The sequence below is a fragment of the Gluconobacter sp. R75690 genome, assembly GCF_015244525.1.
Lineage (GTDB): Bacteria > Pseudomonadota > Alphaproteobacteria > Acetobacterales > Acetobacteraceae > Gluconobacter > Gluconobacter potus.
On record NZ_JABCQB010000003.1, the window covers coordinates 37830 to 57395 of the forward strand.

The 19566-nt window shown below is 62.0% G+C and carries 20 protein-coding genes; 9 read left to right on the forward strand and 11 right to left on the reverse strand.

Annotated elements, in window-relative coordinates; all coding sequences use genetic code 11:
* Positions 1-66 precede the first annotated feature (66 nt).
* The gene (gene rlmB / locus HKD27_RS04200; RefSeq protein ID WP_194688766.1) at positions 67-915 is read left to right on the forward strand and encodes a 23S rRNA (guanosine(2251)-2'-O)-methyltransferase RlmB; all 849 of its coding nucleotides are present in this window, start codon (positions 67-69) and stop codon (positions 913-915) included.
* 42 nt (positions 916-957) lie between these two features.
* On the opposite strand, the gene HKD27_RS04205 is transcribed toward rlmB, so the two are convergent.
* Positions 958-2043: an alkene reductase gene (locus HKD27_RS04205; RefSeq protein WP_194688765.1), complete on the reverse strand. Its 1086-nt coding sequence runs from the start codon at positions 2041-2043 to the stop codon at positions 958-960.
* 125 nt (positions 2044-2168) lie between these two features.
* Between HKD27_RS04205 and HKD27_RS04210 the strand changes: the two genes are divergently transcribed.
* Positions 2169-2468, forward strand: coding sequence for a helix-turn-helix transcriptional regulator (locus HKD27_RS04210; RefSeq protein ID WP_062497775.1), 300 nt, complete (start codon positions 2169-2171; stop codon positions 2466-2468).
* A gap of 22 nt (positions 2469-2490) precedes the next feature.
* On the opposite strand, the gene HKD27_RS04215 is transcribed toward HKD27_RS04210, so the two are convergent.
* A complete protein-coding gene (locus tag HKD27_RS04215; RefSeq protein ID WP_194263782.1) occupies positions 2491-2967 on the reverse strand; it encodes a TspO/MBR family protein in 477 nt (158 codons plus the stop codon).
* A 76-nt stretch (positions 2968-3043) separates the two neighbouring features.
* Complete coding sequence (locus tag HKD27_RS04220) at positions 3044-3418, reverse strand: hypothetical protein (RefSeq protein ID WP_194688764.1); 375 nt, start codon at positions 3416-3418, stop codon at positions 3044-3046.
* Between HKD27_RS04220 and HKD27_RS04225 the strand changes: the two genes are divergently transcribed.
* Both HKD27_RS04225 and rpoH read left to right on the forward strand, forming a co-directional pair.
* Positions 3417-4385 (forward strand): RluA family pseudouridine synthase, encoded by a 969-nt coding sequence (locus tag HKD27_RS04225; RefSeq protein ID WP_194688763.1) that lies wholly within the window; start codon positions 3417-3419, stop codon positions 4383-4385. The two genes, HKD27_RS04220 and HKD27_RS04225, sit on opposite strands and share 2 nt — an antisense overlap.
* Before the next feature lie 244 nt (positions 4386-4629).
* The gene (rpoH, locus tag HKD27_RS04230; protein WP_011252084.1) at positions 4630-5523 is read left to right on the forward strand and encodes an RNA polymerase sigma factor RpoH; all 894 of its coding nucleotides are present in this window, start codon (positions 4630-4632) and stop codon (positions 5521-5523) included.
* 377 nt (positions 5524-5900) lie between these two features.
* Here the strand turns inward: rpoH and HKD27_RS04235 are convergent, their stop codons facing one another.
* On the reverse strand, positions 5901-7115 hold the full coding sequence (locus tag HKD27_RS04235) for a phosphoglycerate kinase (protein ID WP_194688814.1): 1215 nt from the start codon (positions 7113-7115) through the stop codon (positions 5901-5903).
* A gap of 3 nt (positions 7116-7118) precedes the next feature.
* Positions 7119-8141, reverse strand: a complete 1023-nt coding sequence (gene gap / locus HKD27_RS04240; RefSeq protein WP_062497772.1) for a type I glyceraldehyde-3-phosphate dehydrogenase — start codon at positions 8139-8141, stop codon at positions 7119-7121.
* A gap of 187 nt (positions 8142-8328) precedes the next feature.
* Here gap and HKD27_RS04245 point away from each other — a divergent pair, with 187 nt between their 5' ends.
* Together HKD27_RS04245 and HKD27_RS04250 are read left to right on the forward strand one after the other, a co-directional pair.
* Positions 8329-8781: a hypothetical protein gene (locus HKD27_RS04245; protein WP_370544229.1), complete on the forward strand. Its 453-nt coding sequence runs from the start codon at positions 8329-8331 to the stop codon at positions 8779-8781.
* Between the two features lie 108 nt (positions 8782-8889).
* Positions 8890-9219, forward strand: a complete 330-nt coding sequence (locus HKD27_RS04250) for a hypothetical protein (RefSeq protein ID WP_194688761.1) — start codon at positions 8890-8892, stop codon at positions 9217-9219.
* A 51-nt stretch (positions 9220-9270) separates the two neighbouring features.
* On the opposite strand, the gene HKD27_RS04255 is transcribed toward HKD27_RS04250, so the two are convergent.
* Positions 9271-10305 (reverse strand): exodeoxyribonuclease VII large subunit, encoded by a 1035-nt coding sequence (locus HKD27_RS04255; protein ID WP_194688760.1) that lies wholly within the window; start codon positions 10303-10305, stop codon positions 9271-9273.
* Between the two features lie 93 nt (positions 10306-10398).
* Here HKD27_RS04255 and HKD27_RS04260 point away from each other — a divergent pair, with 93 nt between their 5' ends.
* On the forward strand, positions 10399-10797 hold the full coding sequence (locus HKD27_RS04260) for a DUF4186 domain-containing protein (RefSeq protein ID WP_194688759.1): 399 nt from the start codon (positions 10399-10401) through the stop codon (positions 10795-10797).
* A gap of 4 nt (positions 10798-10801) precedes the next feature.
* On the opposite strand, the gene HKD27_RS04265 is transcribed toward HKD27_RS04260, so the two are convergent.
* Positions 10802-12100 carry an amino acid permease gene (locus HKD27_RS04265; RefSeq protein ID WP_194688758.1) on the reverse strand — a complete coding sequence of 433 codons (1299 nt, stop codon included), beginning with the start codon at positions 12098-12100 and terminating at the stop codon, positions 10802-10804.
* A gap of 52 nt (positions 12101-12152) precedes the next feature.
* Positions 12153-12614: an Lrp/AsnC family transcriptional regulator gene (locus HKD27_RS04270; protein ID WP_011252091.1), complete on the reverse strand. Its 462-nt coding sequence runs from the start codon at positions 12612-12614 to the stop codon at positions 12153-12155.
* A 134-nt stretch (positions 12615-12748) separates the two neighbouring features.
* Here HKD27_RS04270 and HKD27_RS04275 point away from each other — a divergent pair, with 134 nt between their 5' ends.
* The gene (locus tag HKD27_RS04275) at positions 12749-14224 is read left to right on the forward strand and encodes an aminotransferase class V-fold PLP-dependent enzyme (protein WP_194688757.1); all 1476 of its coding nucleotides are present in this window, start codon (positions 12749-12751) and stop codon (positions 14222-14224) included.
* A 20-nt stretch (positions 14225-14244) separates the two neighbouring features.
* Here the strand turns inward: HKD27_RS04275 and HKD27_RS04280 are convergent, their stop codons facing one another.
* Complete coding sequence (locus HKD27_RS04280; protein WP_062497823.1) at positions 14245-15135, reverse strand: transporter; 891 nt, start codon at positions 15133-15135, stop codon at positions 14245-14247.
* A 78-nt stretch (positions 15136-15213) separates the two neighbouring features.
* Complete coding sequence (locus tag HKD27_RS04285; protein ID WP_194688756.1) at positions 15214-17685, reverse strand: membrane-bound PQQ-dependent dehydrogenase, glucose/quinate/shikimate family; 2472 nt, start codon at positions 17683-17685, stop codon at positions 15214-15216.
* A 429-nt stretch (positions 17686-18114) separates the two neighbouring features.
* Here HKD27_RS04285 and HKD27_RS04290 point away from each other — a divergent pair, with 429 nt between their 5' ends.
* Positions 18115-19020, forward strand: coding sequence for a helix-turn-helix domain-containing protein (locus tag HKD27_RS04290; RefSeq protein WP_062497766.1), 906 nt, complete (start codon positions 18115-18117; stop codon positions 19018-19020).
* Here the strand turns inward: HKD27_RS04290 and HKD27_RS04295 are convergent.
* Positions 18995-19375, reverse strand: a complete 381-nt coding sequence (locus tag HKD27_RS04295) for an ArsC family reductase (protein WP_194688755.1) — start codon at positions 19373-19375, stop codon at positions 18995-18997. The two genes, HKD27_RS04290 and HKD27_RS04295, sit on opposite strands and share 26 nt — an antisense overlap.
* Between the last annotated feature and the right edge of the window lie 191 nt (positions 19376-19566).

Here is a 19566-nt window from a genome sequence, read left to right on the forward strand (position 1 = left end):
TCGGCGGTTGGGATATGGCGGATTGGCGGCTATGTCAATTCCCAGTTGTCGATTATATGCTTTTTTATGGCCAGAAGATCTCCCTCCCGTTCCGCTCCCGATCGTTCCACGGATCGATCCGCTCCTCACGCCGGCACTACCGATCACGGCTCTTCCCCGCTTGGTGGTCGCACCAGGGAACGGGGCGGCCGTTCCGTTCGTGGCCATGCGGCCAGCTCCGGCCCCGGCTACTGGATTTACGGTCATCATGCCGTGCAGGCCGCTCTCGCCAATCCCGAGCGTGTGATTCACGATTTCCTGGCGACGCGCGAAGCTGCGGCGTCTTTTGAGAATGCGTCCCGCAAGCCGCAGATCGTCGACCGTGAGCGCCTCGACCGGCTGTGTGAGCGCGATGCCGTGCATCAGGGTGTCTGCCTGCGGGTCGAACCGCTGGAAACGCTGGCCATTCCCGACATCGTCGAGCGCAAGGGGCCGGTTCTGGTGCTGGATCAGGTGACGGATCCGCGCAATATCGGCGCCATTCTGCGCTCTGCTGCGGCGTTCGGTGCAGCGGCGCTGCTCGTGCAGGACCGCAATGCACCGCAGGAAAGCGGTGCGATGGCGAAGGCGGCTTCGGGCGCGCTGGACGTTGTGCCGATCTTGCGCGAGGTCAATCTCTCCCGCGCGCTTCAGGCACTTCAGGCCGAGGATTTCTGGGTTGTCGGGCTGGATGCCGGAGGTACGCGACTGGATGGCAAAAGCTTTGCCGGGCGTCGTGTGGCTCTGGTTCTGGGAGCCGAGGGGGCGGGTCTGCGTCGTCTGACGCGAGAGACGTGTGACGAGATCGCCAGCGTCTATATGCCGGGCGACATGGAGAGCCTGAACGTCTCCAATGCCGCGGCCGTCGCACTTTACGAGCTGGTTCGCCCGGTCTGAGCCATGTTCCGGGAGCACTGGATGCTCCCGGAAATCTGACCGTCAGTTGGGGCCGGAGGTGGCGGACGGGTAGTCCGTGTATCCTTCCGGACCCTGGCTGTACCAGGTCTTCATATCATCCGGCTGCAGGGCGATGCCGCGGGCGAAGCGCTCCGGCAGGTCGGGGTTCGAGAGGAACTTGCGGCCGAACGCAATTGCGTCGGCGTGGCCCTCCGCCAGGGCTTTCTGCGCAGTCTCGAATGTATAGTCCTGATTGAGCACCAGCGGGCGCGTAAATACCTTGCGGATCTGCGGGGACAGTTTGGGCTGGTCCGTCTTGCCGAACGTGCCGTCCGGGCCGGGTTCACGCAGTTCGAGCCAGGCCACGCCCAGATCCTGAAGCAGCTTTGCCGCCGGGACGAAAACCGTCTCCGGTGCGCTGTCGATGCAGCCCTGCGTATCGCCGTTGGGAGACAGGCGCACGCCTGTACGGTCGGCACCGATGGCAGCGATCACGCGCTCGGTGACTTCCCTCAGGAAGCGGATGCGGTTTTCGGGGACGCCGCCGTACTCATCCGTGCGGTGATTCGTGCCGTTTCGCAAGAACTCGTCGATGAGATAGCCATTGGCGGCATGGATCTGCACCCCGTCGAAACCGGCGCGGATCGCATTGCGGGCGGCGTTCTCATAATCGTTCAGAATGCGGCTGATATCCGCGGCATCGATTGCGCGGGCCTGCTCGAACGGCTTTTTGCCTTCATAGGTATGGACCTCGCCCGGGGCCGTGGTCGCAGACGACGAGACGGGCTGCGTACCGGTCACGGACGAGTGGACCATGCGGCCCATGTGCCAGAGCTGGCAGACGATCTTTCCGCCCTTTGCGTGCACGCCGGCCACGATCGGCTTCCAGGCCTCGACCTGCGCCTCGGACCAGATTCCCGGTGCGAACGGCCAGCCCAGACCTTCGCGGGAAATGCCCGTGGCTTCCGTGATGATCAGCCCGGCACTGGCGCGCTGGGCATAGTATTCCACCATGATGGGGGTCGGAACGGCCGCCTTGTCGGCACGTCCGCGCGTCAGCGGAGCCATCACAATCCGGTTTTTCGCGTGAATGGGACCGAAATCAATGGGATCGAACAGGGTTGGCATCAGTTGTCTCCTCTGGACAGGCCCTCATATTGTTCGATAACAGTCGAACAAGGCAAGCTTTTTGTTTGATGCGAGTCGAACAAAGCAGGTGTTGCGATAAAATCTCAGGAAAGGGATAAGACCTCATGGCTGCCTATGACCATCCTGATCCCGCGACGTTCGAACTGACTTTGGTGCTGCGTGCCCTGGCCGATCCCGCGCGTCTGGAGATCGTGCGGCATCTGGCGCGGGTCGGGGAAGCGAACTGCGCCACGCTGATCGGAACGCGCCCCAAATCCAGCATGTCGCATCATTTTCAGGTTCTGAGGGACAGCGGGATCCTGCGGACGCGCATAGAGGGCGTCCAGCATCGCAATTCCCTGCGCCACGAGGAACTCGACACGCGGTTCCCCGGGCTTCTGACGGCTGTCCTCAACGCCCCCTGAAAAACGACGCGGAGGCCGGATTTCAGTTCCGGCGCCAGATCTGTTCGTGGATGCAGGTTGCGAAGATCAGCCAGATGAAGAACGGCACCTGCATCGCGGCGGCCTTGCAGTCCACCTTGTGCGCCGTGCGGATCGAGGCGCCCGACGTCATGATCAGGCCGATACAGATGGCCAGACCCGTCCCGAGCTGTCGCTTGCGGAAGACGAAGAACGGAAAGCCGGCCACGCCTGCGACACACAGGGCCCATAATGTCAGAGCTGTCGTGCGGGCACAGGACTTCTCGGCCCGCAGGAGCCGATAGCCCGACCAGGCCAGCAGCCCGTCAAGCATCGTCCAGATCACGGCATAGGCCGGGCCGGGCGGATTGAAATGCGGCTTATTCAGATGCTCATACCAGCGGCGGGTGGACTGATCGTCGGCCGGGCTGATTTCCCGGGCAGCGTACTGAACTCCGAAAACCGTGCCGGCGGCGATGACCGCATCAACCAGACGTCCCATAATCCCTGATCCTTCATAAATCCTGCCGCCTTAACGCGGCAGCAGGGCTCACGGTTCAGAGAGTTTCGCCGTCAGGTCAGGGCGTAGACGGCGCAGGCGTTCCGAAATCGAGCTCGGCGGCGATCTTTCCGGCTTCCGGATTCCACAGCAGGACGCGGTCACTTCCCGCACCACTCAGCGTCACGGCCATCAGACCATCCGGCCGGGACGTGATTGCCGTGATGTGCTCGCCCGCGCCAAGCGGAAGGGCGAGACGGGAAAAGCCGCCCTCAGCCAGCGGGACGGTGGCCGTCACGCTCGGGCGCGGATGCAGAAAACGGTAGGCAATCACGCCGATCAGCCCGAAGACGGCCGCGATGATCAGCACGCCCATCAAAATCACGGCGGCCAGAAGCGCTTTTGGTGTCTGCGACTCGCTGTTCGCCATTTCCTCGGCTACACCCTGTGTCATGTCTGATCCTGTTTCCCCATTCCGTCTTGTTGTCGATGCGTCCACGACTGGCCAGAGGGCCGACCGGGCGCTGGCGGACGCCATCGGCACGGTTTCCCGCTCCCGGGTCAAGGCCCTGATTGAAAGCGGCAACCTTTCCGTCAATGGAAAGACGGTCTCCGAGCCCGCGGAAACGCTGCGTGACGGCATGGAAGTGGCGCTGACATTCCCGGCCCCCACCCCTGCCCGGCCGGTCGCCGAGCAGATCCCGCTTAATATCCTGTACGAGGACGACGACCTGATCGTGCTCGACAAGCAGGCCGGGCTCGTCACCCACCCTGCCCCGGGCAACGAGACCGGCACGCTGGTCAACGCGTTGCTCGGGCATTGCGGGGAAGGATTCGAGGGCATTGGCGGAGAGAAGCGTCCGGGAATCGTGCATCGTCTGGACAAGGATACGTCCGGGCTGATGGTCGTGGCCAAGACGGCGATGGTCCACAACGCGCTGTCCGAAGCCTTTGCCGCCCGTGACATCGACCGTGCCTATCTGGCGCTTGTCTGGGGGCTTCTGCCGTCCGGAGGCGAGTTCGATGGCAATATCGGTCGCGACAAGCGGGACCGCAAACGCATGGCGGTTGTAGGAAGTGGCGGCAAGGTTGCCCTGACACGTTTCAAGCTGATCGAACCCTATCAGGCCGCCGTCTCCCTGATCGAATGTCGCCTGGCCACTGGACGGACCCATCAGATCCGTGTTCACCTTTCAAATGCAGGCCACCCCCTGATTGGAGACCCGGTCTATCTGCGCCGGATTCCCGCAGCAGCGCGCGGTCTGTCGCAGGATGCGAAGGAAGCGGCCCTTGATTTCCCCCGTCAGGCGCTCCATGCGACCCGACTCGGATTCATCCATCCGCGGACGAAAAAGCAGCTTTCTTTCGAAACTGCGCCTCCTGAAGACTTCCAGACCTTGAAAAAGCGACTGATCGGCTAAACCTTCAAAGGCCATTGACTTTTTTGGCTGAGCCTGTCATAAACAGCTCATCCGACGAGCTGACGCGCCGCCGGAATGGATCGTACCACCAGAGGTCGCCCAGTCCGGGGGCTGACGGTCGGGGACGTGAAAGTCCTTCCCAATGCGTCACCTGGGTCAGACGGAACTATCCCGTCGCCGGTCCGTATGAGTCTCCATCTCATCCGGATGCGGGTTAAGCCCCGGGCGAAAGGAGTCGAAGATCATGGCATCCCCAGCCGTCATTTCAGTGGGTCCCGAAAACAACCTGACCCGCTACCTTCAGGAAATCCGCAAGTTCCCGCTGCTGACGCCGCAGGAAGAGCTCGATCTCTCCCGGCGCTGGCGCAAGGACGAAGATACGAGCGCGGCACACCGCCTCGTCACCTCCCATCTACGTCTCGTGGCCAAGATCGCCATGGGCTATCGTGGCTATGGCCTGCCGGTGAACGAACTCATCAGCGAGGGTAATATCGGCATGATGCAGGCCGTGCGCCGGTTCGATCCGGAGCGTGGCTTCCGTCTTGCCACCTATGCCATGTGGTGGATCCGTGCTGCCATGCAGGAATACATCCTGCACAGCTGGTCGCTGGTGAAAATGGGCACGACCGCCGCGCAGAAGAAGCTGTTCTTCAACCTGCGTCGCCTCAAGGGGCAGATGCAGGCCATTGATGACGGCGATCTGAAGCCGGAACAGGTCAACTCCATTGCCACCACGCTCGGCGTGCCGGAGCAGGATGTGGTTTCGATGAACCAGCGTCTGGCTGCGCCCGACCACAGCCTCAATGCGCCGCTGCGCATCGACGGTGAAGGCGAGTGGCAGGACTGGCTCGTGGACGATCACGAGAACCAAGAACAGACCTACGCCGCATCCGAAGAGTTCACGGGCCGCAAGGCTCTGCTGGATCAGGCCCTGATGACGCTGAACGAGCGTGAGCGTCACATCCTGAGCGAGCGTCGCCTGAAGGAAGAGCCTTCCACGCTGGAAGAACTGTCCCATCATTACAACGTCTCGCGTGAGCGTATCCGCCAGATCGAGGCCCGTGCGATGGAGAAGCTTCAGAAGGCCATGGCCGCTGAAGTCGAGCATCGCCGCCGCGAAAACGGTCTTCAGGCCTGAGGAAACGTCTTTCACGAAAACCCCGCCGGAGCCGTGCTCCAGCGGGGTTTTTTAGTATTGGAACACCAGTCGGACTCCGATGCAGGTCGGAACGCTGGGGTCAGAAGCCGTGGTTCTGGCTTCCGTCAGCGTTGAACCGATCGGAATAAGCGGCTTGCGATTCAGTTCTTGAGGGAGAGAGCAGCATTCCCTCCGGACGACCGCTCAGGACAGGTTCTCTGTCGAAGGCGGGGCGGGTGTCGGGGGGCGGTCATAGGCCTGACAGGCGCTGAGACCACAGAGCAGAAAACAGCCCGACACCAACTTCCGCAACATCAGCGCCACTTTTCAAAAGAGCACAAAAAAAGCCGGGGAAGTCACCTTCCCCGGCTTTTGTCTTATTCGAGCCCCAGATCGTGACCTGCCGAACGGAGCACCTCGATGCCCGGGAGGATCTTGCCTTCCAGCCATTCGAGAAAAGCCCCGCCTGCCGTGGAGACATAGGTCATCTGGTCCACAACCCCGGCATGACGCAGGGCCGAGACCGTATCGCCACCGCCGGCGATCGTCTTGAGCTTGCCTTCTTCCGTAAGCTGCGCGGCGTATTGCGCGACATCGACCGTGGCCTTGTCGAAGGGTGCGATCTCGAACGCCCCGAGCGGTCCGTTCCAGACCAGCGTCTTGAGCGTGTCCAGACGGTCCCGGATCAGTTCGACCGTGCGCGGACCGGCATCAAGGATCATGGCGTCGTCCGGGACTTCGCCGATCAGGCAGGTCTCGGTCGGGACATTGGCCTTGAACTCACGCGCCACGACGGCATCGACCGGCAGGACGATCTCACAGCCTTTTTCCTGTGCGAGATGGGCGATCTTGCGCGCCGTCTCATGCATTTCGGCTTCCTGCAGGGACTTGCCCACATTCATGCCTTCAGCCGCAAGAAACGTGTTGGCCATCGCACCCGTGATGAACAGCGTGTCCACTTTCTCGATGACATTCCCGATCAGGTCGAGCTTCGTCGAGATCTTGGAGCCGCCGATGATCGCACCGACCGGGCGCTCCGGGTTTTCCAGAGCCGCGGACAGGGCGCTCAGCTCGGCCTGCATCAGACGCCCTGCGAAGGACGGCAGATCATGGGCCACGCCTTCGGTCGAGGCATGGGCGCGGTGCGCGGCCGAGAACGCGTCGTTGACGAAGATGTCGCCGTTCTGCGCCAGAGCCTTGGCGAACTCGGGATCATTGGCCTCTTCACCCGCATGGAAGCGCGTGTTTTCGAGGACGATGATATCGCCGTCGGCCATGGCGCCCACAGCGGCTTCCACGGTCGGGCCAACGCATTCGGCCACGAAGCCGACCGGCTGGCCCAGGATCTGGCCGAGTTTCAGCGCGATCGGACGCAGGGACATGGCCGGGACGACCTGGCCCTTGGGGCGGTCGAAATGGCTGAACACCACCACGCGCGCGCCCTTGTCGGCCAGCTCGCGAATGGTGGGGGCAACCCGCTGCAGGCGGGTGTCATCGGTGATGACGCCGTCATGCATCGGGACGTTGAGGTCGGCGCGGACCAGCACGCGCTTGCCGCGTGCGTCCACACCATCAAGGGTGCGGAAGGCCATCACTCAGAGGCTCCCGAACAGGGCAGCCGTGTCGGCCATGCGGTTGGAGAAGCCCCACTCGTTGTCGTACCACGAGCAGACCCGCACCATCTTGCCACCATCAACGAGGACCGTCTGCGTCGCATCGAAAATCGAGGACGCCTTGTCATGGTTGAAGTCGGAGCTGACGAGCGGGGCCGCGTTGTATTCGAGGATACCCTTCAGGGAGCCTTCGAGCGAGGCGGCGCGGATGGCTTCGTTGACGGCATCGGCAGAAGCCGGAGCACGCGTCGGGACGAAATCCAGCGAGACGACCGAGACATTCGGCGTCGGAACGCGGATGGAGGTTCCGTCCAGCTTGCCCTTCAGATGCGGCAGGACCAGACCGACGGCCTTGGCGGCGCCGGTGGAGGTCGGGATCATGTTCAGGGCGGCGGCGCGGGCGCGACGCGGGTCCTTGTGCAGGGTGTCCACCGTGCGCTGGTCGCCCGTGTAGGAATGGATCGTGACCATGTAGCCACATTCGATTCCGAAGGCCTTGTCCAGAACGGACGCCACGGGGGCGAGGCAGTTCGTGGTGCAGGACGCGTTGGAGATGATCTTCATGTCCGGCGTCAGGACGTCGTTGTTCACGCCGTAAACGATCGTCGCATCGACGTCCGTGGCCGGAGCGGAGATGACGACGCGCTTGGCACCGGCTTCCAGCAGGGCTGACGCCTTCTCGCGGGAGGTGAACAGGCCCGTGCATTCCATCGCAACATCGACGCCCTGGAAGGGAACCTGTGCCGGGTTACGCTCGGCCGACACCTTGATCGGACCATAGGTGCGGCCATTGGCTTCGATGATCAGGCTGTTGCCCTCGGCGCGGACCGTTCCGGGAAGGCGGCCATGCGTGCTGTCATAGGCCAGCAGGTGCGCGTTGGCCTCAACCGAACCCAGATCGTTGATGGCGACAACTTCGACATCCGTACGTCCGCTTTCGATGATGCCACGCAGCACCAGCCGTCCGATCCGTCCGAAACCGTTGATCGCGATTTTTACAGCCATGACCTGCCCTACTCCGTTCCTTGAAAACTCGGGCATCTTCCATAGCACCGCCACAGCAGAGCAACAGGGGGCATCAACAGTTTTTCATGAAGTTGACTCTATAATCTTGCTCAAAGCCTCCGTTCCTGCGACGGTTCCGCGCGATATGGCACCTTTTGTCCGACATTTCCGTTCGCCGCGGGGTCCTGTGCCCCGGTCCGCCCTCCTGATGGGAGGGCTGCTGCTGGTTGCGCCCCTGCTCTCGGGGTGCAAGCTGCTGGACCAGCGCACGTTCAACCCGAATGCGGGCAAGCCGCCTCATCCCGTTATTCCGCCCGCACCGCCGGGGCCGCCGCCGCATGCGCCGTTCCTGTCGATTTCTGAAGGCACACCGGAATCCGAATACGGCCCCGTCGTGGAGCGCGCCGCAAAGGCCGCCCTGTCGCGCAAGGCGAACGTGCTCTTCATCGTGCAGGCCTTTGCCCCGCCGCGGCCAACCCCCGACGCTCAGGCGCAGGCCCTGACGGACGTGACCAACCATCTGGCGGCAGTCGTCGCGTCCCATCTTGAAAAGGCCGGCGCGCAGCCCATCCAGATCGAAATGCATGCCATCACCGATCCGTCGGCCACCAAACCGTTCGTCCGCGTCGACGTCCGCTGACACTCGAAGCGTGCAAAGAGTGCGACCACTTGTTGCGCTTTTTGAATTGGCTTGAAACACGGACAGACTGCATTGTTCTCCTGCATTCCAATGCAGGAGAACGAGTTCGTGTCAAAAGTCGCTCTTCTCGAAATTGCAGTCATGCTGACCGGTGCCACATGCGCCCTCACGGGTCATACAGCCATTGCAGAACTGGCCCTTAGTACATTCATCCTCGCTCTGCTTCTGTGCATTCTGAAGCAGCCGTCCCAGGAGCAGCCCTGGAAGCAGATCGTCATCTTGACCGGGATGCTCGTCATTATCGCCGCACTGCTCCAGTCACACGACTTTATCTTCGCCGCGCAGACGACCGCACTCATGACCGTTCTCGTCACACTCTGGCGCGTGAACGGCGGGTTTCGCATCCCCTCCAAATTGCAGAACCAGAGCACGGAATAACCGGAGGGGGGCGTCCTCCACGTGGGCGGCCCGGGAAAAACAGTCTGGCCTTTACAGAAATCGCGGCAGAAGCAGGCCCAGCGCCAGACCAATCGCGAGCAGGATCAGTCCGTTCCGCAGGCGCGCGCCGATCGGAGCGCGTTCGGGTGTGACGTTGAGTGTTGCACTGTCCCGCAGTGCGGCCATTTCTTCCTGCTGCGCCCGGGCTTCTTCCTGTTCCTGCCAGACCCGGCCGCTCATGCGCCGGATGTAATGTCCGGCATCGGCGGGCGTTGTTGCGGCATGGTCCACGACGCGTTCGGCCAGGGTCCGGTTTGCCGTATGACCCAGTCCGAGAACGCGATGCGCGGGACAGACGGCCAGAGCCTCCAGCACCAGCGGGTTTTCGAACACCACGAAATCGGACACGTCCCCGCCCCCGCGGATCAGGACGATGATGTCTTCCCGGCAGGTGCGGATCGCCTCCGCCAGACGGCCGGGATCGTTCATGGCCGTGGGCAGGTTTCGTACACGTTCCGGACGCCAGGCTCCGCCGAGGGCCTGAAGGAAATCCTCGGCCACCAATGCGCTGGACGCTGCGGAATGGATCAGCAGGAGCCGCGCATCCGGCCGGGTAGGATAGGGATGAAACGCGCAGGGCAGTCCGCGCAGGACGTCCAGAATGGAACGCTCGACGCGCTCGACTTTCTGACGGCCGGGATCGTGAAGCTCCACGGCCACGACCTCGAAGCGCAGGACGACCTGCCCGCGATACTGCCGGGCGCGCAGCATGCCGGTGACATGGACATGATCGCCGGGACCGACTTCCGCCCGCGCCAGAATGGATTTCTGCACTTCAAGAGCCAGGGTGGTCCCGAACTGCGGATCGGTCAGGGGTAGCTGGTAATATTTAGGGTAGGAATTGGGCGCGGCATCCCCAAGCTGTCCCGCCACGACCAGCGGAAAGCCCCATTCATCGAAAGCGGCGCAGATCTCGTCCAGCCGGGCAGAGAACAGGTCCTGCACCTGAAGCGGAGAGAGGACTGTCAGTGTTGTTGTATCTCCCGCCGCGGAAGATGAGCGGGAGCGTCTCGGAAAAGCGTCCATTCGTTACCATATGGAGAAAGAACAAATGTTCTTACAGGGGGCTGAGGCCCTCTCACGCGATTTTTTGCCTGTTTTTCAGAAGGTTGTGGGCTGGTGAGCCGATTTGATCCCGAAGAGCTGTTTGAACGTCTTGCCCGGTCCCGGTTCCGAACCCGCTTTCATCTGGACGATCAGGCGCGAGTCTATCTCGAAAGCCGGGGCCTTGATGCCGTCATGGAACACGGTGCGGCCTTCATCGCCGAACGCCTCGCCCCGGCCCATCCACCCCGCGACGGCAAGCAGACGCCCATGCGTGGTCACCCGGTCTTCATCGCGCAGCATGCCACTGGTGCGTGCTGCCGGAGTTGCCTGTCCAAATGGCATGGCATGGCGCCGGGAAAGGCTTTGACGCCCGAACAGCAGGCGCAGATCCTGCTTGTGCTGCGAAGCTGGATCGAGCGGGATTTTGGCCGGACCATACCCAGCAACCCAGCACAGGGGGCGCTCTTCTAAGGGCTCAGTCTGGCTGACGGCGCGGCACGAACCGCTCCGCCAGAAAGATCAGCAGGAGTGCCGCAGCACCCAACACGATCTGCGAGCGCGTTTCGGGCTGGATCAGCATGGCGATCAGCGTGCATCCGATCAGGACCAGAGCGGCATAAGCCTTCCAGGGTGATTCCGGCACGAGTTTCAGACGTCCCGCCACGATCATTGTGTTGTTGAACACCATGAACCCGCCCGTGAGACTGACCAGCAGACCGAAGATCAGCGTCGGCGAGAGCACGGCCACGGCGGCCACCAGAATGGACGCAAACGCACTGACCAGAATGGCCCGGCGAGGGAGTTTCGTGGACGCATCCACGGTCAGGAACAGTCCCGGAGCAGAGCCGGATTCCGCCAGTTCATACAGGATGCGGGACGTCACATAGATCCCGGAATTGAGGCTGGAGAGCGCCGCCGTCATGACCACGACCGCCAGCGCCACATCCGCGAACGGAACATGCAGCCGGTGCAGCACCAGCAGGAACGGCGAATAACCGGACACCACATCACTCCACGGCACCAGACAGAGCACGAGCGCAATGGAGACGAGATAGAACCCGCCGATCCGCAGCGCGATGGAGCGCGTGGCGCGGACGATGTTCTGCTCGGTGTTGTCGGATTCAACGGCCGCGACGGTGGAAATTTCGCTGCCGCCCATCGAGAACAGGATTGTCGGGATCACGGCCAGAAGCGCCAGCCAGCCATGCGGGAGCAGGCCGCCATGGGCGAACAGATTGTCATGCACGGGAATGGGACGGCTCAGCAGCGCCCAGACGCCGATCCCGATGAAGCAGACGATTGCCAGAACCTTGATGGCCGAGAACCAGTATTCGAACTCGCCATAGCCTTTGACGGACATGAGATTCACGCCGGTCATCAGCGCCATGATGAGGATTTCAAGCACGGCATAGGGCAGCGGAATATAGGGCGCGAGCATCGTCGCCACCGCAATGACTTCCACGGCAATCGCGATGATCCAGGTCAGCCAGTAGGCCCAGCCGGCGACGAAGGCTGCACGGTTGCCGAGCGCATACTGGATCTGCCGCAGGAACGATGCGCGCCCCGGTACTTTCAGCGCCAGATCACGCATCATCAGATTGACCAGGAACACCAGCGTTCCGGCGAGCGCGTAGGACAGCAGCACCGCAGGGCCACCCAGCGAAAGTGCCGCGGACGCCCCGATGAAATATCCCGCCCCGATCACCCCGCCCAAGGCGATCATGACGACATGGCGCGTACGCAGACTGTGGGCAAGCTGGTCGGGCTGGCTCATGGACAAGGGGTTCCTGCTGTGGACGGGAGAGGCGTTTTGGAAGAAGGACGCTTCAGACCGGAAGGTCCCTGTTGTCCGCCAGGGTTTCCATGGTCATGTACGAGGTGATGGCATCAAGCTCCACCTTGCTGATGATCTGCTGATAAACACGATCGAAATCGTTCATGTCGCAGGCCACCACCTTCAGAAGATAATCGTATTCGCCCGCGATCCGATAAAAATCAACTATGTTCGGTATCGAACCGACCACCTTGCGGAATGTCTCGAACCATTCGCGCGAATGATGGCGTGTCCGCATCAGCACGAAGACCGTGAGAGTCAGCCCCAGTGCGGAGGCATTGAGCCGCACCGTGTCATGGGCGATCACGCCGTCTTCGCGCAGGGCGTTCAGCCGCCGCCAGCAGGCATTCTGCGACAGGCCGACCTTCTCGGCGAGTTCGCGCTGGGAGGGTGTGCCCTGCTTTTGCAGGATTCTCAGGATCGCCCTGTCCGTCTGATCGAGTTTTCTGGCCATATCGCATCATATGACCACAAAAAGGATTTTTCACCCTCAAAAAAGCAGCGGTTTTTACTCTTTCCGTCGGTCTATCGTCCTTTCATCACGAGGGTCATCACGCAGGGCCATCACGGACGGGGAAACATCGCGCCATGGAAACGATCGGCAATCTCGACAACAGCACGGCTCTTCTTGAACAGTTCGAGCAGACGCTGCGCAACAACGGGCTGGCCGCGCTCGCCAAAGGCGTGATCGGAGATGGTGCAAAGTTCTCGACGCCGTTCGGCACGCAGTCCCTGCTTTATGCCGATTACGTCGCTTCCGGTCGTGCGCTGAAGCAGATCGAAACGTTCATCATGGACGAGATCCTGCCGTTCTACGCCAACAGCCATACCGAAGCGTCTTTCTGCGGCGCCTATATGACGCGCCTGCGCAACAGCGCCCGCACCATGATCGCCCAGTTCTGCCACGCCCCGTCCCCCGATTTCACGACCATTTTCATGGGCAATGGCGCCACGGCCGGGCTGAACCGCCTTGTTCATCTGCTGGAAATCCCGGCCCTGTGCGAAGCCAGAAAGCGCCCGACCGTTTTCATCGGCCCTTACGAACATCACTCCAACATCCTGCCCTGGCGTGAGAGCGGCGCGGAGATCGTCGAGATCCCCGAGGCGGCCGAAGGTGGGCCGGATCTGAGTGTTCTGGAACAGGCGCTGAAGGCCTGCCCGGCAGATCGACTGAAGATCGGTTCCTTCTCTGCTGCGTCCAACGTGACGGGCATCCTGACGGATGTGAATGCTGTCACGGCCCTGCTCAAGCGTTTCGGTGCCCTGTCCATCTGGGATTATGCCGGGGCTGGCCCGTACTGTCCGATCGACATGCAGCCCGGCACGCCATTTGAAAAGGATGCGGTTGTCGTGTCCTGCCACAAGTTCATTGGTGGCCCGGCGGCGTCGGGCGTGCTGATCGTGCGCAATGTCGCCATGCCCCGCACGACGCCTGTTCTTCCGGGCGGTGGCACGGTGCGTTTCGTCTCTCCCTGGAACCACGATTACACCGCGAACCTCGCCGCACGCGAAGAGAGCGGCACGCCGAATGTGATCGGGGATATCCGCGCGGCGCTGGCGTTCATCGTCAAGGACGTTATCGGCGAGGCCTATATGGCGCAGCGCAACGCCGAACTGCGCGCGCGTGCCGTGAAAGCCTGGAGTGGCAATCCGGCCATCGAGATCCTTGGCCATCCGACCGCCGATGCCCTTCCGATCTTCTCGTTCCGCATCCGCGATGTGAAGAATGGTGGCTTCATTCACCAGCAGCTTTTCACGCGCATGCTGTCGGACCGTTACGGCATTCAGGTCCGCGGTGGCTGTGCCTGCGCGGGGCCGTATGCGCATCGTCTGCTGGGAATTGACGAGGATGAATCCGGCCTGATCCGCAGCGCCATTCTCTCGGGTCAGGAAATCGAGAAGCCCGGCTGGACGCGCCTGAATTTCAGCGTGCTGATGGATGACGGCAAGATCGAGCGCATCCTGAACGCCGTCAACGAACTCGCCAGCAACCCCTGCGAGACGGCAGCGCAGTATGACTGCGACATCACCACGGCGCGTTTCCGCCCGAAAGCAGCGGCCTGAAGCAGGCCGCGGACACGGTCTCAGAACAGATAGGCGATCTTCATATAATAGGCGTTCGTTTCCGCCACGTTGCGGCCTTCGACGGAATGGGAATAGCGTGGCGTGATCGACAGACGCTTGGTGACGTAGATCATCGCACCGACACCCAGCGCGGTTTCGCGGCTGCTTGAATTGGCGACCCAGAGGTTGGACGTGTTGTCATGCATGCCGCCGCTGTTCTGCCAGTCGAGCGAGAAGAATGGCTCAAAGCGTGACGAGGCTTTCCAGCTGAAACGCAGGTTCGTGTAGAACACGTTGCCGGCTGAATAGCTATGCTCGCCGTTACGGTGTTTGGTCGAACTCACGACGCTGCCAAGATCGCCATCGAAGCTGAAGTGCTTCCATTCGTAATCGAAGATGATGCTCGACAGGTTGGCCCAGTAATGAGACGCCAAGGAATCCCGCGTCCCCGACGGGGTTTCCATGAAGGTCTGGATGCCGAGCGTGCTGTGCTTGTTGGGCTTGAACCAGGCCGCCGGTCCGACAATCGTCGTGCCCAGACCGCCCCAGTTCTGTCCGTTAGCGAGTGTGTAGGCCTCGGACTGGATCAGCTCGAAGGCGAAGCTGACATGTGGGATCGCGTCGAAACTGCGGAAATGCACGTATTTCGTCATGCCGCTCCAGGTATGACTGCCGCCCCGCGCCCGGCGCTGGCCGCCACTGTCATAGACCGAACCGGCGGCGTTTCCGTCACCATACTGCACGACCACGTTGAACGGCTTGAAGTCCACCGGAAGGTCGTATTCGTGCGGTCCGATGATGGCCAGGGGGATATCGGCGGCATGCGCGGCAACGCCCGGAATAAGGGCAACAGCAGGCATGCAGGCTGCCAGGGCACCAAGGCGCACTCCGAGCGTGAATTTGCGACGCATGACGTGAATTTCCATAGAAATTAATTGGGGGGTGTGGAGCGTGCCCTCAGGGGGCACGCTCCATCCATGATCCGGCGATCAGTGCGCGGCTGCGCCCTGTTCTCCGTTCAGGGTATAGGCGATGATATAATCACCGCTGCGGGTGCCAAGGCCCCCATGACCGCCGGCGGCGATCACAACATACTGCTTCCCGTCAATTTGATAGGACATCGGCGTGGCCTGTCCGCCTGCGGGAAGACGGTCCTGCCAGATGACCTTGCCGTTCGACATGTCGAAACCGCGCAGGTAATCGTCGGCCGTCGCACCCATGAAGGAAACGCCGCCCTTGGTCAGGACGCTGCCGCCGATGTTGTACATACCGGTCGGAAGCGGAAGGTTGTTATGCGTCCGGAAAGGACCCGTGTCGCGCGTGGTGCCGACGGGGTGCTGCCAGACGATCTTCTTCGTCACCAGATCGATGGCCGTGATCGTGCCCCAGACCGGCCCCTTGCAGGGGATCTCGAGCGGGTTCAGCCACGGGCTGGTGTAGGCGATGTACGGCGTGCCGTAATCCGGGGACACGCTCAGGGCGTCGCCCTTGGCTTCCGGCTTGTCGCCCTGGCCGTTCCACTTCGGCAGGATGCCGGCGTTTTCGGCCTTCTGGCGATGCTCCAGACGGATGCGGAACGGCAGGTAGCTCGCATTGGCGATCAGCAGTTTGCGCTGCGGATCGATGGAGGCACCCTGCCAGTCAACCACACCATAGAATGCCGGATAGACGATCGTCGTCTTGCCAACATGCGGCGGGGTGAACTGACCTTCGTAAGCGGACTGACGGAACTGGATACGGCAGATCATCTGATCCAGCAGCGTCGCGCCCCACATGTCGCTTTCCTTGAGGTCCGGCGGCGTCAGGGACGGCAGACCGACAGCGAAAGGCTGTGTCGGAGAAACATGGTCATCCGCTGCAACGCCTGCGGTCGGAACCGGACGTTCCTCAACCGGGTAACCCGGAACCGGCTTGCCGGTGCGACGGTCCAGAACGAAGAACTCACCGCGCTTCGTGCTCTGGATCAGAGCAGGGATGTTCTCGCCATTCGGGCCCGGCAGATCGACCATGGACGGTCCGATGGCCAGATCCATGTCCCACAGATCGTGATGCACGGTCTGGAAGGTCCAGCGGCGCTCACCCGTCTCGATATCAAGAGCGATCGTGGCGCTGGAGGTTGCATCGTCGAACGGACGGCGCGAGCCACCCCAGTTGTCCGGCGGGGAATTGCCCATCGGCAGATAGAGCAGACCCAGATCCGGATCGGCTGTGTAAACACCCCAGGCATTTGGCGTGTCACGCGTCAGCTCGTCATTCGGGCCGGGCTTCCAGTTTTCCGGGTTGTGACCGGCGTCCCAGGCCCATTCGATCTCGCCCGTAATCGGGTTGAACGCACGGATTGCACCGGACGGCTCGAAATTCGCCTGGTTGTCGAAGATCCAGCCGCCCAGAACCACACGATCCTTCACCACCAGCGGCGGCGACGTCACGAAGTGGAAGCCATGCGGAACATGACCGAGATACTGGCGCAGGGAGATGAAGCCGTGCTCGCCGAAATCTTCGCAGGGCTTGCCGGTTTCGGCATCGACAGCCAGCAGGCGCACGTCGCCGACCGGGGAGAAGATGCGCTTCTGGCAGGCCTTGGACCCGTCCGGAGCCTGATAGTCGTCCGGCGCCTTGTAATAGGACACGCCACGGCAGGCCAGATAGACGTTCGCGGCCAGATCGGCAGCAGCCGGCTTGGGATCGAACTTCCACTTCACCTTGCCGGTCCGGGCATCGAGCGCCATGACCCAGTTGTGCGGCGTGCAGAGATAGAGCGTGTCATCGACCTTGATCGGGGTGACCTCGAGGTTGAACTCGTGGCCCTGATCCGGTCCGGCAACCACACCTTCGTCAGCCTTCTGGACGTCACCCGTACGGGTGACCCAGGCACGCTTGAGGTTGCTGACATTCGCCGGCGTGATCTGTGCCAGCGGGCTGTAGCGGTCACCGCCCACCGTGCGGCCATAGGCCGGCCAGTCGGCTTCCGGGGTGTCCTTGGCCGTCAGGTCGGACTGACCCGTAGCCGCCATGCGGTCTGCGGGAAGCGTGCCGTTGATGGAGTAGGACGTGAAGCAGCTTGCGATGATCGCAACCATCGCGAGGGCGGCGGAACCGAGCAGTTCGCGCTTGTCCGAAACCCAGTTATGACCGGTGCGCCACACCCATGGCAGCAGCATCCAGGCCGCGATGCCGACGAGCGTGAACAGACGGACTTCCAGGCCCCAGATGTCGAAGCCGACTTCAAGAACGGACCAGATGGTCGCCACCAGCAGAAGCGCTGCGTACAGACGCGCGCCCAGCAGCGGATTCCTGAAGCTGATGCCCGCCGCGGCAAGCATCACGAGGCCCGCAAGGGCGTAGAACCACGAACCGCCGAGAATGAGGAGATATCCCCCCCCTCCCAGCAGGAAAAGCCCGACAAGCGCGAGCAGGATAGAGGTTAATGGAGACATTACCCTCTGGAGTGAAGCAGACATGACACCTCGTTCTTGCGAAAAACGAAAACCATTCTCTCTGAAATGATTTGTCTTTCCTGATCATCGGCGGAACGCGATACCGTTGGCGTTCCGTCATGGCTGTGGCGGACGGGTCAGCCCTGTTCGTACGTCAGGAAGGACAGTGACCGGCGCTTGCAAAAGCTCCGGCTTCATGCCTGCTTCCCTTCCGACCCACAGCACTGAACCGGAAAAGACAAGGAGCGCTGCGTTACCGATGGCTTGCGAAAAAAACCACCTGACACACAACGTTTCACCTTTTCCGGGATCCGTCATTCCTGATTCCGTTCGCCGCGGGCTATCCCACATCGTTGAACCCTCACCCGATTGTGACCTTCCGCGCTGCACCTGTCGCAAAACTGCGACAGGTTTTCGGCACCCGGTGTCTTATGTCGCGGCCTGGGGGGCGCGATGAGCACCACCACATCCCGCACCTGCCTGTCCGATTCATGGGCAAGATGCTCCACGAACTACAATCTGGATCCGTCCGAACGCTGGGAAACACAGGTCCTCAGCCAGCCGGAACTGCGCTTCGTCAGCGGCCGCACGCAGCGCCTGATCCAGAGCGCGATACCCGAAATGCAGCATCTGCACCGGCTGGTGGATCCGCTGGACTTTACGGTGATGCTGGCCGACCCCACGGGCATCGTCCTCTCCCGCCATACGCAGCGCAGCCAGCTCAGCGGCTGCCGGCGCTGGCGCTTCCAGGCGGGGGCAGTATGGGATGAGCAGAATGCCGGGACCAATGCCATCGGCACCTGCCTGCGCGAAGAACGTCCGGTCATGGTCGTGCATGACCAGCACTGGCGGCTATGCTTCCGCAAGCTCACGGGCATGGCCGTGCCAGTCTATAATTCCATCGGGGAACTGGCAGGCGCGATGGATATCAGTTCGTTCACGGCTGAAAACGTCCTGCCGGCCGCACCGCTGCTGATGGACGCCCTCCTGACGACCGCCCGGCGCGTGGAGGAAAAACTGTTCCATGACCGCTTCGGGCAGGACATGATCGTGACCCTTGGGCCGTCCACGTCATCCTCGTCGATGCTGGTCGCTCTCGACCGTGACGGTCATGTCCGGGGTGCGACACATGCCAGCCGCCGGCACATGAACTGGCCCGAAGGTGAACTGTCGAACCTTCCGGCCCTGCTGCCCCTGCTCGATGCGCAGGAAGAGCCAAGTTTCCGCCGGGCCGAGACGCAGGTCATTCACTCCGCGCTGGCGACGGTCCACGGCAATGTCAGTGCTGCCGCGCGTCTTCTGGGCGTGAGCCGCGCCACGCTACACCGCAAGATCAGGGCGCTGGGTCTTGAGCGCTGAAGCCTGACAGGCCCGACGCGTAGTCCTCGGAGCGGAATCCGACCAGAAGAAGTCCCGGACCTTCCAGCACCGGACGCCGGATCATGGCCGGATGTTCCAGCATGAGCGCAATGGCCCGCTCCGCATCGAGGCCCTCCCGAAGTTCCGGCGCCAGCTTGCGGAACGTCGTTCCCGAACGGTTCAGCAGTTTCTCCCAGCCCAGCCGGACCACCCAGCCTTCGAGACGTGAGCGATCCACACCGTCCCTGCGATAGTCGTGGAAGGTGAACGCGACCTTGTGCTCGCCCAGCCATATGCGCGCCTTGCGCATCGTGTCGCAGTTGGAAATTCCATAAATCGTGACGGATGCGGCCATGAACCCTGTTCCTCTTTTCCCGCCATGCAGGGGCGATCGCGGTCATGAAACCATGCGCCGGGCGTTCCCACAAATCCGTCAAAAGATGTCCCGACCAGTCACGTTTTGTTAGAAAAGCCAAAAATCGATTGTTAATTTTTTCATGGAGTGCATAGTTAACAAACTATTAACCACTTTCGTGGCGTACATTT

Coding starts and splice junctions, on each gene's coding strand:
- HKD27_RS04280 (WP_062497823.1), bottom strand. CDS start 15,135: ATGCGTCGCAAATTCACGCTCGGAGTGCGCCTTGGTGCCCTGGCAGCC.
- HKD27_RS04270 (WP_011252091.1), bottom strand. CDS start 12,614: ATGGCCAGAAAACTCGATCAGACGGACAGGGCGATCCTGAGAATCCTG.
- HKD27_RS04265 (WP_194688758.1), bottom strand. CDS start 12,100: ATGAGCCAGCCCGACCAGCTTGCCCACAGTCTGCGTACGCGCCATGTC.
- HKD27_RS04225 (WP_194688763.1), top strand. CDS start 3,417: ATGTCTGATCCTGTTTCCCCATTCCGTCTTGTTGTCGATGCGTCCACG.
- HKD27_RS04215 (WP_194263782.1), bottom strand. CDS start 2,967: ATGGGACGTCTGGTTGATGCGGTCATCGCCGCCGGCACGGTTTTCGGA.
- HKD27_RS04205 (WP_194688765.1), bottom strand. CDS start 2,043: ATGCCAACCCTGTTCGATCCCATTGATTTCGGTCCCATTCACGCGAAA.
- HKD27_RS04285 (WP_194688756.1), bottom strand. CDS start 17,685: ATGTCTGCTTCACTCCAGAGGGTAATGTCTCCATTAACCTCTATCCTG.
- HKD27_RS04210 (WP_062497775.1), top strand. CDS start 2,169: ATGGCTGCCTATGACCATCCTGATCCCGCGACGTTCGAACTGACTTTG.
- rlmB (WP_194688766.1), top strand. CDS start 67: ATGGCCAGAAGATCTCCCTCCCGTTCCGCTCCCGATCGTTCCACGGAT.
- rpoH (WP_011252084.1), top strand. CDS start 4,630: ATGGCATCCCCAGCCGTCATTTCAGTGGGTCCCGAAAACAACCTGACC.
- HKD27_RS04235 (WP_194688814.1), bottom strand. CDS start 7,115: ATGGCCTTCCGCACCCTTGATGGTGTGGACGCACGCGGCAAGCGCGTG.
- HKD27_RS04295 (WP_194688755.1), bottom strand. CDS start 19,375: ATGGCCGCATCCGTCACGATTTATGGAATTTCCAACTGCGACACGATG.
- HKD27_RS04220 (WP_194688764.1), bottom strand. CDS start 3,418: ATGACACAGGGTGTAGCCGAGGAAATGGCGAACAGCGAGTCGCAGACA.
- HKD27_RS04275 (WP_194688757.1), top strand. CDS start 12,749: ATGGAAACGATCGGCAATCTCGACAACAGCACGGCTCTTCTTGAACAG.
- HKD27_RS04290 (WP_062497766.1), top strand. CDS start 18,115: ATGAGCACCACCACATCCCGCACCTGCCTGTCCGATTCATGGGCAAGA.
- gap (WP_062497772.1), bottom strand. CDS start 8,141: ATGGCTGTAAAAATCGCGATCAACGGTTTCGGACGGATCGGACGGCTG.
- HKD27_RS04255 (WP_194688760.1), bottom strand. CDS start 10,305: ATGGACGCTTTTCCGAGACGCTCCCGCTCATCTTCCGCGGCGGGAGAT.